Origin of the sequence: Mycobacterium sp. AZCC_0083 (assembly GCF_014202335.1) — a bacterium.
In the GTDB taxonomy this organism is placed as follows: Bacteria; Actinomycetota; Actinomycetes; order Mycobacteriales; family Mycobacteriaceae; genus Mycobacterium.
In genome coordinates this window covers 91,559-105,590 of the sequence record NZ_JACHGP010000016.1, presented here as the reverse complement: position 1 = coordinate 105,590, position 14,032 = coordinate 91,559, and the positions used below count along the sequence as shown (strand labels likewise).

Sequence of the window (14,032 nt, the reverse complement as noted above, 5' to 3'; positions counted from 1 at the left end):
CCAATCTGTCGTATGCCGCGCCCGGCCTGGGTCATAGGACCACTCCGCGACGCCCGTGTAGTGAACCACACCTATGTGGCATCCCTCATCTCCTGCAGCTGCACTCCTGGTCACCGCTCAGCCGTTGAGTGTGGTGATCAGGTCGGGCTTGAGGGCCTGCAATTGCGTGCCCCAATAAGCCCAAGAATGGTTCCCAGCGGGTGGGAACTGGAAGGTGGCGTTGGTGCCACCCGCCGCGACGTACTTCTCCTGGAATCGCAGGTTGCTGCCAATGGCAAGTGATTCCAGGCTGCTTGCGCCGACCGTCAATCCGGGGTCGACGTTCTCGTCGGCCGGGCCGCCGCCAGGCGCGCAGTAGACCCACAGCCGCGTGCCGTTGCCCACGATGCGGGCGACCTGCAGGAGCGGGTCATTGCGTCTCCACGCGGGGTCCCACGGTGGGCCCCACATGTTGTCGACGTTGTAGCCACCGGCATCGAGCATCGCGACGCGGATGGCCTGCTTCATGAAGAGCGTCGACGGGTTGAGGAAACCCGACAGCGACGCCGCGTAGCTGAACTGCGCGGGGTGGTACGCCGACAGGATCAGCGCAGCACCGCCAGCCATCGACAAGCCGACCACACCGTTGCCGGTCGCCGACACCTGCTTGTTGGCGGCCAACCACTGCGGTAACTCATTGGTGAGGAACGTTTCCCACTTATAGGTATAGGGCTGGTTGTTGAAACTCGATGGTGAGTACCAGTCGGAGTAGAAGCTCGACTGCCCGCCGACGGGCATGACCACCGAGACGCCCGACTCGAAGAACCACTCGAATGCGGCCGTGTTGATGTCCCAGCCGTTGAAGTCGTCCTGGGCGCGCAGACCGTCCAATAGGTAGACGGCTTTGTGTCCGCCCCTGTTGAATGTCGGCGCCGGAGCGCCTCCGTCTTGGAACTGCACGTGCACGTTCCTGCCCATCGCCGTCGAGTAGACGTCGAGGTACTCGACCGGCAGACCTTCTCTTGAGAAGGCGGAGGCCACCGGCGTCCCACCGAGCACCGTCAGCGCGGGAAGCGCCAACACCGCGGCAGCCCGTAACACCCCCGCAAGCACGACCGACGCGCGTCGGACCGCCATCCGCAGGGCGCCGAAGCGCATAGATGTACCCATTGCAGCTCTTACCATCCAATTTCGTATGTCCGGCGCCGCGTGCAGCGGCGGTGTCCGTGGCACAGCTCATGGCAAGCGATGAATCAACTGACTGCTTATCGCCTCAACATGGCTGGAGCGTTACCCAGGGCGCAACCAAAGCAGAAGAGCGAGCCGACGAACAAATCAAGGAGACGTTCGTCACGGCCCCGTCGCAGGGAGGCCGGTGTACGGCGCGACCTTCGGCGCCGGTGGTTCCAGGCCGCATCGTTCCAGCTCATAACGCGGCACGCGATTGATCCGGTACCGGGTGAACTCGGATGCGTGGAGCAGATTCGACAGGAACCGTCGCGGCCCCATGGGTGCACGCACCGAGTTGAGCATGGCGTCGGTGGCCGGGCAGGCCAGCGCGACCTCGGCCTGGGCCACCCAGTCCTCGTTGAGGTACGGCGGGATGAACGGATACTCCTTGAGGAATGGGCCCTCGGCGACCGCCCAGTCCGGGAACAGGTTCTTGTCGTGGCCGATGCGGCCGTCCTCGATCCGCGCGGTGTGCGCCGCGATCGGGTTGGCCAACCCGATCTGGTCGATCACCCGAACGTCGAGGCCGACGTTCATGCCGAGCATCCCGAGGTTGGTGAAGAACACCGTGTGCGGCCCGATCTGCTTCTTCACTGGAGGCGAGCCGGGTGGCGGGGGCGGCGGCGGGATGGCAGGCACCACGTCCCACTGGTCGTAGTTGCCAGAAGGCAGCAGCAGCGCACCGTCCGGCGTGTTGTCGATTGCGCTGAGCACCGCACGCATTCGCGGGTAGTCCAGGTAGTCGGCGGCGGTGAGCGGGTGCGCGTGACCGGTGGCCTGTGCGTAGAAGCGGCGCTCGTCGACGATCCCCGAGTAGGTGACCCTGGTGGCGTCGGCACCCATCCCCGGCGACGTCGCCGCCCACGCCGACCAGCCCACGACGGCCAACCAGATCGCGCTGGTGGCCCCGGCAAGCAGGTAGCCGGTCGCCCTGCCGATCCTGGTGCCGCCCGGCAGCACGACGGGGATGACCGCGACGGGCAACAGAAGACAGAAGAGCGGGGTCAGCAGCACCCTGCCGTGCATGAAGTCGCCACCCTGCCGAATCCAGTAGACCGCCTGTACCAGCCCGCTGATGAGCATGAAAAGCACTACCGCAGGCGGACTTTGGATCGACCGCGCGAGTCGCCCGTAGCCGGGCGGGATCTGGTGCCTGGCCCACCACGGCATCGTTCTCGACGCGTAGAGCACCAGCCCGATGGCCGCGAGCAGCATCACCGGCGCCCACAACATGTAGGGCTTGTTGAAGTTGGTCAGGTACAGGAAGCCCTGCTGCCACTTGGACCCGGTCGCGTCCTTCGCGATCGCGGTGCCGGGTACCAGCAGGCCGTAGTACCCCATCCGGAACACTTGATAGGTGACGGGCAACAAGCCGCCCGCGATCACGATCAGTAGCCGCCGCTGCCAACCACGGGCGGCGACGAGCATCATCACCAGCGCCAGCCCGCCGATCAGCGCCAGCTCTGGCCGGACAAGGACGCTCAGCCCGGCGACGAACGCCAGCGTCCCGTCGAATACCCGGCTCGTCGCGCTCTTCTCCTGCGGTTCGCCTGGGCCGGCGGGGGCTGCGGGCAGCCGCAGCGCCTGCGACCAGCACACCATCATCCACCAGAGCAGCCCGAGATAGGCCAGTACCAAACCGTTTTCGAGCCCCGAGGTGGCGAAGTCGCGGGCGGGCGGGATCGCGATGTAGACCAGCATGCCTGCGGGCAGCAGCAGGGCCCTTCGACCTCGCAGACCCGGCGCGTACAGTCGCCCGGTGCCGAGCATCGCGAAGACGATGCCGAGCACGCTGAGCACCAATGCCAGTGTCAGAGCCACGTATTCGAGCTGCGCCGAGCCACCGATCCAGGCGCCGAAGGTGACGAGGTAGGACCACGCCGTCGAGGTGTTGGCCTCCACCCGCTCGCCCGCATTGAACACCGGGCCGTTGCCCGCCAGCAGGTTTCGCACCGTCCGCAGGACGATCAGGCCGTCGTCGGCGATCCAGCGCCGTTGCCACGCCCCCCAGCCGAACAGGCCTGCCATCACCAGCACGCTCAGCCAGAGGCTGACCCTTACGGTGACGTCATAGGGAAACGCAGGCCAGCGCGCCAACCGGAGCCCGGCGGCGGAACTCGGCCGGTCAGCTGAAGTAGACGGCCGCACCAATGGTTCCGATCAACGCCACGCCCAGCAGCTGCAGCACGCGGTCACGCAGCACGATGTCCTCGGGCTCACCTGCCATGCCGCCGTCCACGTCGACGGCGTAGCGCAGGATCGCGATGGTGAACGGGATCATCGAGATGGCGAACCAGGATCCGTCGGTGATGCGGTCACGCTCGAACGCCCACAGTCCGTAACACACCACCACGGCGGTCGCCGACAACGTCCAGACGAATCGCAGATAGGTGCTAGTGTAACTCTCCAGCGACTTGCGGATCTTGGCACCGGTACGTTCCGAGAGTTGAAGTTCGGCGTAGCGCTTTCCGGCCACCATGAACAGTGAACCGAAGGCCATCGCCAACAGGAACCACTGCGACAACGGAATGTCGGCCGCCGCGCCGCCGGCGATCGCTCTGATCAGATAAGCCGATGACACGATGCAGATGTCCAGCACGGCTTGATGTTTGAGGCCGAAGCAGTACGCCAGCTGGATGCAGATGTAGACCGCGATTACCACGGCGAGGTTCGGGGTGACGAACCAGGAGACGGTCAGCGAGATCGCCGCGAGCACCACGGCAAGCGCGTAGGCGAGCTGTTGCGGCACCACGCCGGCGGCGATGGGGCGGAACCTCTTCGTCGGGTGCTCACGGTCGGCCTCAACGTCGCGGGCGTCGTTGATGAGATAAATGGACGAAGCCGCAAGGCTGAACGCCACGAACGCGATGCCGACCTTGATCAGCACCTCGCGGTAGTCGTACTTGATGTCCCCGCCGAAGGCGAACAAAGGAGCAGCGAGGACCAGCAAGTTCTTCACCCACTGGCGCGGGCGCAGGGCCTTGACGATCCCCGTTGCTAGGTTCTTTGGCGGCCCTCCGACGGGTGGGGCTTCCTCACTCATCGAGCTCTCTCTCCTTCAACCCGATCCGCAAGGCGGCTCACGACCTTGGCCACCACCGCGCCGACGGCCACTCCGGTGACGACGTCGGACGGATAGTGCACGCCAAGAACCAAGCGGGACAACGCCATCGGTGGCACCAAGACGACGGGTAGCGGAAGTCCGGTGACCCGACCCAGCAGAATCGCCGCGGCCGTCGTCGACGTGGCGTGCGCCGAAGGGAAGCTCAGCCGACTCGGCGTGCCGACGTTGACGGCGATCGCCGGGTGGGAAGGTCGTTCGCGCTTCACGATGCGCTTGATCACGACTGCCGCGGCGTGTGCGAGGAACGCTCCGGCACCAGCGGTCAACCAGGCCCGGCGTCGCGCGGGCTGTAGCACCGCACCGAGCACCGCGACTCCGACCCAGCCCGCACTGTGCTCCCCGAAGTGGGACAGCGCACGCGCACCACTGAGCAACCCGGGTCGACCCGCCAGTGTCGACTGCACCGCGACCAGCACCGCGTCCTCACCGCGCGCAGGCGCCGCTGTCTCGAGGCTCATTCGAGCCGAGCGCCCTCAGCCGCAGGAAGCAGAACGGTCTCCCACTTCTGCTTGCTCGACAGCACCGGCAGCGCGGCGCGGTAGACCTTGCGCATGCGGTTGAACTTGCGGGCAAGGCGCGCTTGACGTTTCAGCGACTCGCGAAGCAGTTCGAGCATCTTCTCGCGGTCGCGCTGTCGGTAGACGACCCCGCGTCCATCCGCCGTGGTGACGGTGACGCCGTCGACATTGCACAGCGAGAACCACCGGGCGTCCTGGGTAGCAACGTTGATCTGCGGACGGACGTGGTGCTCGGGGTCGTGTGCCCGAAGCTGGTGGACGGCACCGCGGCTCACTCGCAACGCGATCGCAGCCAGGCTGGTGGGGATGTGCACCTTCTTGCGCCACCGCTTGTCCGACGGCGTCGGTAACGCGGTAGCACTCGGCAGCACGACCGCGTCGGGATACTGTGCGCGCATCGCCCGCACCTCTGGCAGTGCCGACTCGAGGATCGAGAAGATGTGCTCGGGCCCGGCCAGGAAGTCGTCCATCGCCTTGTTCTGGATGGCAACGGTCGAATACTCCAGGCAGAGAAGGTGTTTCAACGTCGCCTTCAAATGGCTCGCGATCAGGCCACGGATGTTGCCGTCCCAGTGCATCGCCGCGACGACCAAGCGGTTGCGCAGGTGGAAGTAGGCCTGCCAGTCGATGGCGTCGTCCTTGTCACTCCACGCCATGTGCCAGATCGCGGCGCCGGGCAGCGTCACGGTCGGATAGCCGTGCTCCCCCGCCCGCAGGCCGTAGTCGGCGTCGTCCCACTTGATGAACAAGGGCAGCGGCTGACCGAGTTCCTCGGCCACCGACCGCGGGATCATGCACATCCACCAGCCGTTGTAGTCGACGTCGATGCGCCGGTGCAGCAGCCTGCTGCGCAACTCCTCTTCGTCGTTGAGCGGGTACTTCGCGAAGTTGTGGTCGTACTCGGTGTTGATCGCACCGGTCCACATGAAGTTCTCTTGGTCGACCATCTCGCCCATCACGTGAAGATGCGATGGCTCTTGAAGATTCAGCATCTGTCCGCCGACCAGCGTCGGCACCTTGGCGAACCGGTTCAACGCCAGCGCCCGCAGGATCGAGTCCGGCTCGATGCGGATGTCGTCGTCCATGAACAGGATCTGTTCGCAGTCGGTGTTCTTCAGCGCCTCGTACATCACCCGGCTGTAGCCGCCGGATCCGCCGAGGTTCGGCTGGTCGTGCACGGAGAGCCTGTTGCCGAGTGCGGCGGCGGCGGCGGCGAACCCGGGATGGTCCTTGGCCTTGCTGGTGCCCTGGTCGGTGACGATGACCGCACTGATCACCTCGTCCACCAACGGATCCGACGTCAAGGCGGCGAGTGCACTCACGCAGTCGGCTGGCCGGTTGAAGGTCGGGATGCCCACCGCGACGTTGGCCCGGCCTGGGGCGGCCTGGGGCGCGTACCAGCCTGCGCTGTGCACCGTGACCGGCGAGTTGGTGGTGATGTCGAACCAGATCCAGCCGCCGTCCTCGAACGGGTCGATGCCGATCTCGAACTCGGCGACGGCCGGCTTTCCGGAATCGCCACTGGAAACGGCGCTGCCGCCCACCGTGATTCGCGCGCCCGTCGCCTTCGATCGGTACACGTCCACCCGTGCGCTGCCGGTCAGCTCGACCCGCAACACGACCGACTCGACGATCGACCAGCGCCGCCAGTAGCTGGCCGGGAAGGCGTTGAAGTAGGTGGCGAACGAAACTTCCGACTCGGTGCCGATCTCCAGCGTGGTGCGGGTGGGTGCATGCGCACGCCGCGCGTTGGTGGTCGACTCCTCGATGTAGAGCTTGCGGACGTCAAGGGGTTCGCCGGGGCGCGGCAGGATGACGCGGGACAGCAGGCTGACCGCTCGGGTCGGCCCGGCGTCCAGCGCGCCGGACGGAATGTCACTCATGCTGGGCTGCTTTCTCCATTTTCTGAGTTCGCCAGCGCACTACCATCGACCAGGTGCGGCGCGAGCGTGTTGTCGTACATGTTCAGCGCGCTGGCAATCGCCATGTGCATGTCCAGGTACTGGTAGGTACCCAGCCGGCCGCCAAACAGCACCTTGGCCGACGCCGTCTCCGACCTGGCCCTGGCGCGGTAGGCCGCGAGCAGTGTGCGGTCGGCTTCGGTGTTGATCGGATAGTAGGGCTCATCTTCGTCATCGGCGAACCGCGAGAACTCCCGCATGATCACCGTCTTGTCCGTCGGGTACGCCCGCTCGGGGTGGAAGTGACGGAATTCGTGGATGCGGGTGTAGGGCACGTCGGCGTCGTTGTAGTTCATCACGGGAGTGCCCTGGAAGTCCCCGGTCGCCAACACCTCGAGCTCGAAGTCCAAAGTGCGCCAGCCCAACCGGCCCTCGGCGTAGTCGAAGTAACGGTCCAGCGGGCCGGTATAGACGACAGGAGCATTCGGATGCCCAGCGCGTAGCTCTTGGCGGACATCGAACCAATCGGTGTCCAACCGCACCTCGATGCGTTCGTCGGCGGCCATGTTCTTCAACCAGGCGGTGTAGCCGTCGGCGGGCAGACCCTCGTAGGTGTCGTTGAAGTACCGGTTGTCGAAGGTGTAGCGGACCGGCAGCCGGGTGATGTTGCCTGCTGGCAGTTCCTTCGGGTCGGTCTGCCACTGCTTGGCGGTGTACGCCTTGACGAACGCCTCGTACAGCGGGCGCCCGATCAGTGAGATGGCCTTCTCTTCGAGGTTCTGCGCGTCCTCGGTCTTGAACTCGGCAGCCTGCTCCTTGATCAGTGCCCTGGCCTGATCGGGGGTGAAGTACTTGCCGAAGAACTGCGACACCAGGCCGAGCCCCATCGGGAACTGGTAGGCCTGCCCGCCGTGCATGGCGTAGACGCGGTGCTGGTAGCCGGTGAAGTCGGTGAACTGCCGCACGTAGTCCCACACCCGCTTGTTGGACGTGTGGAACAGGTGCGCACCGTACTTGTGCACTTCGATGCCGGTGCTCGGCTCGTCCTCGGAGTAGGCGTTGCCGCCGATGTGAGGTCGGCGGTCGACCACCAGAACGCGCTTGCCGAGTTGTGTCGCCACGCGCTCGGCGATCGTCAGACCGAAGAATCCGGAACCGACGATGAAGAGGTCATAGCCGCCGACGGGTGGGGTTTCCCCGCTTGCCGGAGAGGGAGCAGCGACCCTGGGATCAGTGGAGGTCATCGGCAGCAAGGGTATCGGACTCCGGGGTCACCACCCGAATGCCTCGTCGGCCCGCGGCAGGTCGCAATTCGCTCACGATTCCGCATCGTCCCTCCAGTCTCAGTAGTCACATCCGTACCATCGACCACGTCGGTATTGACGGACTCAACAGACGAGGACGCCGCTGCCGACGAACCGACCACAACCAGCAGCTATCACATGTAGCCGATGCCAAGCCCAGTAATTCGAATGGAGACTTCCGTGCCGAACCGCCGCCGACGCAAGCTCTCGACAGCCATGAGCGCAGTCGCCGCCCTGGCCGTCGTCAGTCCAGTCGCCATAGCCGCACTTTCCGACGCGTCCAGCACCACCAACGCCGAACCGCAACAGCGCGAGTTCGTGCAGGCGTCGCTGGTCACCGACCTGCCAAGCGAACTCCTCGGAGCATTGTCGCAGGGCCTGTCGCAGTTCGGGGTCAACCTGCCGCCGATGCCGACGGGCCTCCTCACGGGGTCCGGCGCACCATCGTCGTCGTTGTTGACGTCGCCCCTGACCAGCCCCGGCCTGACCGCGCCCGGTTTGACCAGTCCTGGCCTGACCGCACCTGGCCTGACCGCGCCTGGCCTGACACCGCCGAGCGGTCTCACCACGCCGGGCCTGACGACGCCTGGTCTGACGACCCCCGGGCTCACCACCCCAGGGCTCACGACGCCGGGGCTGACCGCTCCTGGCGCCACCGCGCCGGGTCTCAGCGTTCCCCCGGTCTCGGCGACGGGGCCGGGCCTGACCGGCACCAGCCTGACCAACCCGGCACTGACCAACCCACTGTTGACCAGTCCGACCGGCGCGACGCCAGGCCTGACCACTCCGAGCGCAACCGGTTTGACAGGCTTGGGCGCCCCCGGTGAGATCCCGATCGGCTCTCCGGTCGGACTCGACCCGTCGGCGGGTACCTATCCGATCCTCGGCGGCGATCCGTCGCTCGGCCTCGGAGCGCCGGCCGCCAGCAGCGGCAGTAGTGGCTTGCTCGGCGACCTGGGCAGCGCAGCCCAGACGCTCGGCGCAGGCCAGGCGATCGATCTGCTCAAGGGCATGGTGATGCCGATGATCACCGGAGCCATCCAGCAGGGTGCCGCAGCACCGGCAGCCGCAGCTGCTGCTGCCGTTCCGGCGGCCGCACCGGCCTAGTCCCGTAGTCCTGTACCGAAACGGCACCGCAGAAGCCTTCGCTGGCTCTGCGGTGCCGTTGCGGGGCTGGGGCTTGACATTGGTGGGTACATAAGACCGTGTCGAAACTCTGGTAACACCTGACCCATACGTAACATCAGTCCGTGCTGTCCCGCCGCAACGTGCCGTCGCTGCTGTTCTCGGCCGTGGCGGCAAGCGTGGTGATCCTGCCGTGGGCAGTCGATGGAATGCCGGGCGCTCGCGACGAGCAGCCACTGGCCACCACACCCATGATCGTCGAACGTCCCCTTACCGGCATCGGCGGCGGTGAGACCGTCCGCGAGGTACATCAGGAGACGCCGTTCTCCATGGTGGCGCTCACCGCGGACGACATGAGCGGCATGTCGGCACGCGTCCGCGCCAAGCAGTCCGATGGTTCGTGGGGCCCTTGGTACGGGGCCGAGGCACTCGACGGCGTCGGCGAGGGTTCAGGAGGCTCGCCTGGCACCGACCCCGTCTTCGTCGGCCGCACGACCGCCGTGCAGATCTCCGTCACGCGGCCCGAGGGCGCTGCCCCGACCGTGCCCGCACCCGAAGGCAAGAAACCCGACCTCGGCTACGTGCCCGCCAATGTGGAACAGCCGTTCGCGCAGAATCTCAACGCCGTTCTGATCAGCCCTCCGCAGTCCCCCGTCGACGTGGCGCCACTGGCGGCCGCAGTGGACACGCCCGGCCAGCCACCCAACGTCATCGGACGTGCCCAATGGGGCGCCGACGAGTCCATGAAGTGCGGAAACACGGTGTACGACAACGGTGTTCGCGCAGGTGTCGTGCACCACACCGCGGGTAGCAACGACTACGCGCCGGAGGACTCGGCAGGCATCGTCCGATCGATCTACGAGTACCACACCCGCACGCTCGGCTGGTGCGACATCGCCTACAACGCGCTCGTCGACAAGTACGGCCAGGTCTTCGAAGGCCGGGCAGGCGGCATGACCCGCCCCGTCGAGGGCGCCGCCACCGGTGGCTTCAACCCGAACACCTGGGGCGTCGCGATGATCGGCGACTTCGAGACCGTGCCGCCGACACCGATTCAGCTGCGCACCACGGGAAGACTTCTCGGCTGGCGCCTCGGCCTCGATCACGTCGACCCGCTGGGCACCGTGGCGTTGGCCTCCTCAGGCGGCGACTTCACGTTCGTCCCCAAGGGCACGGTGGTGACGCTGCCGACGATCTTCACCCACCGCGATGTCGGCAACACCGAATGTCCGGGCAACGCCGCCTACGCCGCGATGCCGCTGCTGCGCGAGACCGCCGCCCGGTTCAACGCCCCGCCGGGCCCGCAGGATCTCGCCGAATCGCTGCGTGGTGGTGCGATCTTCCTGAAGTGGGCATCGACCGGTGGCGACACCAGTCCGCTCGGTGCACCGACGTCACCCGAGGCGTCCGGCGAGGGCTCGGCGCGGTACGCGAACTTCACCAAGGGAGCCATGTACTGGTCCCCGGAGAGCGGCGCCGAGCCGGTGACCGGAGCCATCTACGACGCCTGGGCGTCACTGGGCTTCGAGCGCGGGGCGCTTGGGCTGCCCACCAGCGCGGAGATCCAGGAGCCGCAGTGGATCGTGCAGAACTTCCAACACGGCACGTTGAACTTCGACCGCTTGAAGGGCACCGTCACGCGCGTGATCGACGGTGTGCCGCAAGAACTTCCGAACCCTGCCAATCCCGGCATGCCCGTTCAGCTCGAGCGGTTCACGCCGATCGACGCGGGCTAGTCAGAGCCACCAGCGCTCCAGCACGCGCGCCAGTCCGTCGTCGGTGTTGGGCGCGGTGACCTCGTCGGCGGCCTCGATCGCCTCGGGATGGGCATTGCCCATCGCCACGCCGAGCCCCGCCCACCGCAGCATCGGCACGTCGTTGGGCATGTCGCCGAACGCCACGATGTCCTCGGCGGCGATCTCCAGCGGGCGAGCCACCTCCTCGACGCCGGTCGCCTTGCTGATCCCGACCGGTACCACCTCGATGAGCCCGTTGTTGGTGGAGTACGTCAGATCGCCCTCGATGCCGATGTGCCCCGTCAGCGCCGCGGCCATGTCCGCGCTGCGGGCGCCTGCCTTTCGAATCAGCAACTTCACCGCGGGCGCACTGAGCAGATCCTCGACGGACACCTCCGTGTTGTCCGGGTTGAGCCACGCGTGCTCGTACCCCGGCGAGCTGACGAACTGCGGCGTCGCCGTGTCGTGCGCGCTGCGGCCAACGCGTTCCACTGCCAACCCGGCGCCGGGGATCACCCGCAGCGCGATCTCGGCCAGCACGGCGAGCTGTTCCGCCGACAGCGTGCGGGCGGAAAGGATCCGGTCCGTCGCCGGGTCGTAGATCACGGCGCCGTTCGCGCACACCGACATCGGAGCAATGCCCAGCGCGTCGACGACCGGCCCGATCCACCGCGGCGGCCTGCCCGTCGCGAGCACGAATTGAGCACCCGCATCGACGGCGGCCCGCACCACGGCCCTGGTACGCGGGGTGACCCGCTCGTCGCCGTCGAGAAGCGTGCCGTCGACGTCGGTGGCGATCATCAAGGGAAGCATCAGTGGCTGCCCGTCTGCTTGCGAGCCCGGTCCGCGAGCTCCACCTCGTCGAGCACCGTGGCCTCATCCAGCGTCGGCGCGCTGCCACCGAGCCTGCGCGGCACCCAGTACTCGCCGTCGGGGTGTGGATAGTCCTCCTGAACCCGGTGCAGCAGGGTGGTCATCTCCTCGCGTAGTTCGGCCATCACCGCATCGATGGTGCCCGATGCCACCAGCGGTGCCTCCACCGCCACGGTGATCGGAATCTTGCTGCGGTCAATGCGCTTCGGATGATCCTTCGTCCAGATGCGCTGGGCGCCCCAGACCACGAGCGGGATGATCGGCACGTGGGCGTCGAGCGCCATCCGCGCCGCGCCGGTCTTGAAGGCCTTCAACTCGAAGCTGCGGCTGATCGTCGCCTCCGGATAAACGCCGACGAGCTCGCCTTCGCGCAGCCGGCCGACGGCCACCGCGTAGGCGTCGGCGCCTGCGTGGCGGTCAACGGGGATGGTCTTGGTGTGCCTGATCAGAAAGTCGACGGCCTTCACGTCCTGCATCTCGGCCTTGATCATGTAGCGCAGGCGGCGCTTGCGCTGCATCGTGGCCAGGGCCGCCGGAAGGAAGTCGACGTAGCTGGTGTGATTGATCGCCACGACGGCACCGCCGACGGACGGAATGTTGTACAGACCGCGGTAGGTGATCCGAGCCCCCGTCACCCGCACCACCGTCTTGGCCGCGATCTCGAGACTGCGGAAGACCGGTTCCATGCCAGCCCTACTCCGGCGGATCGCCCGGCGCGGATCGTTCGTCGCCGCGGGCGGCCCTCGCCTGGGCCTTCTGGTTGGCCTCCTCGAAGTCCATCCGGTTGGCCTCCGCCAGCGTCGGGGCACCGCCGCCGAGCCGGTGCGGGACCCAGAACTCGCCTTGCGGGTGGGCGCCGTAGGCATCCTGTGCGCGTTCGAGCAGGTGCTGCATGCGGGAATGAAGCAGCGCGGTCAGCTCGGCTGCGGGCAACGTCGGGTAGATCGGCTCGCCGACGGTGATCGAGATTGGCACCTTCGGGCGCCACATCTTCCGCGGGTGCCCCTTGGTCCAGATCCTCTGGGCGCCCCATATGACGTGCGGGATGATCGGCACGTCGGCGGCGATTGCCATCCGCGCCGCTCCCGACTTGAACTCCTTGATCTCGAAGCTGCGGCTGATCGTCGCCTCCGGGTACACACCGACCAGCTCGCCCTCCTTCAGCTTCTGGCAGGCCTCGGAGAACGACGATGCGCCGCTATCGCGGTCCACCTGGATGTGGCGCAGGCTGCGCATGATGGGCCCGCTGACCTTGGAGTCGAAGACTTCCTTCTTCGCCATGAACCGCACCTTGCGTCCGCGGTGCTGCTGATATGCGGGCAGCCCGGCGAAGGTGAAGTCGAAATAACTGGTGTGGTTGATGGCGATCACGGCGCCGCCGGTGACGGGCAGGTTCTCCACACCGGTGATGGTGAACTTCAGCCCCTGAATCCGCCACGCCAAGCGAGCGGCTTGAATGACAGTCCCATATACCGGCTCCACGACCTCAGCCTAATGCGGTTGTTCCGGGCATCTCATGGAAAGGTCGGTTCAATGACCTTTCCGGCTGACGCCATACCAGTGCCCACCATCGTCGTCGACCTGGCAGGAGGCCGCGACGTGACCGCGGTCTGGGTCAACGAACTCGGTGGCACGACGTTCTCGCTGGGGGGTGAGGAATTCGTCAAGGTCTATCCCGACGCCCACGCCACACGGCTGGTCCGAGAGACACAACGGATGCAGTGGGCCGTCGACTTCCACCCCGTGCCGCGGGTCCTGTCGTCCGGCCCTGGCTGGCTGCGCACCGCAGCGCTACCGGGGCGTTCGGCCGTCGATCCGCACTGGGTCGCGCGTCCGCGTACCGCCACTCGGGCGATCGGGGAAGGACTCCGCCGTCTGCACGACGCGCTGCCGGTCGCCGACTGCCCGTTCGGCACGCCGTCCTGGATTCCTGCGGACGCACCCCCGGCCGACCTTCTGGTGGTCTGCCACGGCGACGCATGCCCGCCCAACACCCTCGTTGGGGACGACGCCCTGTGCAGCGGGCACGTCGACCTCGCTGACCTCGGGGTGGCGGACCGGTGGGCGGACCTGGCGGTCGCGGCCGCGATGCTGGAATCGGACTTCGAGCCGGGGCTCGAAGCGGAGTTCCTCGACGCGTATGGCATCGACGCCGACGAAGAGCGGATGGCGTACTACCGCGCACGCTGGGAGGCATAGCCCGGCCGTCCGGCTAAGATCGACACGACGCAAACATCGCGGG

Annotated in this window: 12 protein-coding genes; 3 read left to right on the top strand and 9 right to left on the bottom strand. The window is 66.8% G+C overall.

All coding sequences use genetic code 11. The features are described from left to right. Positions 1 to 117 precede the first annotated feature (117 nt). From HNP02_RS32440 to glf, 6 genes are all read right to left on the bottom strand, one after another. Positions 118 to 1,116 (bottom strand): alpha/beta hydrolase family protein, encoded by a 999-nt coding sequence (locus HNP02_RS32440; RefSeq protein ID WP_255507219.1) that lies wholly within the window; start codon positions 1,114 to 1,116, stop codon positions 118 to 120. Between the two features lie 213 nt (positions 1,117 to 1,329). Continuing rightward, positions 1,330 to 3,357 (bottom strand): flagellar motor control protein ZomB, encoded by a 2,028-nt coding sequence (gene zomB, locus HNP02_RS32435; RefSeq protein WP_309241766.1) that lies wholly within the window; start codon positions 3,355 to 3,357, stop codon positions 1,330 to 1,332. Then, the gene (locus HNP02_RS32430; RefSeq protein WP_184444760.1) at positions 3,335 to 4,252 is read right to left on the bottom strand and encodes a decaprenyl-phosphate phosphoribosyltransferase; all 918 of its coding nucleotides are present in this window, start codon (positions 4,250 to 4,252) and stop codon (positions 3,335 to 3,337) included. The genes zomB and HNP02_RS32430 overlap by 23 nt, the downstream gene beginning before the upstream one ends. Next, positions 4,249 to 4,791, bottom strand: a complete 543-nt coding sequence (locus HNP02_RS32425; protein WP_184444759.1) for a phosphatase PAP2 family protein — start codon at positions 4,789 to 4,791, stop codon at positions 4,249 to 4,251. The genes HNP02_RS32430 and HNP02_RS32425 overlap by 4 nt, the downstream gene beginning before the upstream one ends. Continuing rightward, the gene (locus HNP02_RS32420; protein ID WP_184444758.1) at positions 4,788 to 6,734 is read right to left on the bottom strand and encodes a glycosyltransferase; all 1,947 of its coding nucleotides are present in this window, start codon (positions 6,732 to 6,734) and stop codon (positions 4,788 to 4,790) included. Before HNP02_RS32420 ends, HNP02_RS32425 begins: the two co-directional genes overlap by 4 nt. Further along, the gene (glf, locus tag HNP02_RS32415) at positions 6,731 to 7,996 is read right to left on the bottom strand and encodes a UDP-galactopyranose mutase (RefSeq protein ID WP_184444757.1); all 1,266 of its coding nucleotides are present in this window, start codon (positions 7,994 to 7,996) and stop codon (positions 6,731 to 6,733) included. Before glf ends, HNP02_RS32420 begins: the two co-directional genes overlap by 4 nt. A 240-nt stretch (positions 7,997 to 8,236) precedes the next feature. Between glf and HNP02_RS32410 the strand changes: the two genes are divergently transcribed. After that, positions 8,237 to 9,163 (top strand): hypothetical protein, encoded by a 927-nt coding sequence (locus HNP02_RS32410; protein WP_184444756.1) that lies wholly within the window; start codon positions 8,237 to 8,239, stop codon positions 9,161 to 9,163. A 143-nt stretch (positions 9,164 to 9,306) separates the two neighbouring features. Then, entirely contained in the window at positions 9,307 to 10,917 is a 1,611-nt protein-coding gene (locus tag HNP02_RS32405; RefSeq protein WP_184444755.1) for an N-acetylmuramoyl-L-alanine amidase, read from the top strand. Here the strand turns inward: HNP02_RS32405 and HNP02_RS32400 are convergent, their stop codons facing one another. From HNP02_RS32400 to HNP02_RS32390, 3 genes are read right to left on the bottom strand one after another with little or no spacing between them, the layout of a single operon-like run. Continuing rightward, positions 10,918 to 11,730 (bottom strand): HAD family hydrolase, encoded by an 813-nt coding sequence (locus HNP02_RS32400; RefSeq protein WP_184444754.1) that lies wholly within the window; start codon positions 11,728 to 11,730, stop codon positions 10,918 to 10,920. Then, entirely contained in the window at positions 11,730 to 12,476 is a 747-nt protein-coding gene (locus tag HNP02_RS32395; protein WP_184444753.1) for a 1-acyl-sn-glycerol-3-phosphate acyltransferase, read from the bottom strand. Before HNP02_RS32395 ends, HNP02_RS32400 begins: the two co-directional genes overlap by 1 nt. 7 nt (positions 12,477 to 12,483) lie before the next feature. Beyond that, positions 12,484 to 13,272 carry a 1-acyl-sn-glycerol-3-phosphate acyltransferase gene (locus HNP02_RS32390; RefSeq protein ID WP_184444752.1) on the bottom strand — a complete coding sequence of 263 codons (789 nt, stop codon included), beginning with the start codon at positions 13,270 to 13,272 and terminating at the stop codon, positions 12,484 to 12,486. 51 nt (positions 13,273 to 13,323) lie between these two features. Between HNP02_RS32390 and HNP02_RS32385 the strand changes: the two genes are divergently transcribed. After that, the gene (locus HNP02_RS32385) at positions 13,324 to 13,989 is read left to right on the top strand and encodes a phosphotransferase (protein ID WP_184444751.1); all 666 of its coding nucleotides are present in this window, start codon (positions 13,324 to 13,326) and stop codon (positions 13,987 to 13,989) included. Positions 13,990 to 14,032: the final 43 nt, after the last annotated feature.

Excerpts from the sequence above, each read along its gene's own strand:
- HNP02_RS32440 (WP_255507219.1), bottom strand. The coding sequence starts at position 1,116 with ATGGCGGTCCGACGCGCGTCGGTCGTGCTTGCGGGGGTGTTACGGGCT.
- HNP02_RS32395 (WP_184444753.1), bottom strand. The coding sequence starts at position 12,476 with ATGGAACCGGTCTTCCGCAGTCTCGAGATCGCGGCCAAGACGGTGGTG.
- HNP02_RS32425 (WP_184444759.1), bottom strand. The coding sequence starts at position 4,791 with ATGAGCCTCGAGACAGCGGCGCCTGCGCGCGGTGAGGACGCGGTGCTG.
- HNP02_RS32385 (WP_184444751.1), top strand. The coding sequence starts at position 13,324 with ATGACCTTTCCGGCTGACGCCATACCAGTGCCCACCATCGTCGTCGAC.
- HNP02_RS32420 (WP_184444758.1), bottom strand. The coding sequence starts at position 6,734 with ATGAGTGACATTCCGTCCGGCGCGCTGGACGCCGGGCCGACCCGAGCG.
- HNP02_RS32430 (WP_184444760.1), bottom strand. The coding sequence starts at position 4,252 with ATGAGTGAGGAAGCCCCACCCGTCGGAGGGCCGCCAAAGAACCTAGCA.
- HNP02_RS32400 (WP_184444754.1), bottom strand. The coding sequence starts at position 11,730 with ATGCTTCCCTTGATGATCGCCACCGACGTCGACGGCACGCTTCTCGAC.
- glf (WP_184444757.1), bottom strand. The coding sequence starts at position 7,996 with ATGACCTCCACTGATCCCAGGGTCGCTGCTCCCTCTCCGGCAAGCGGG.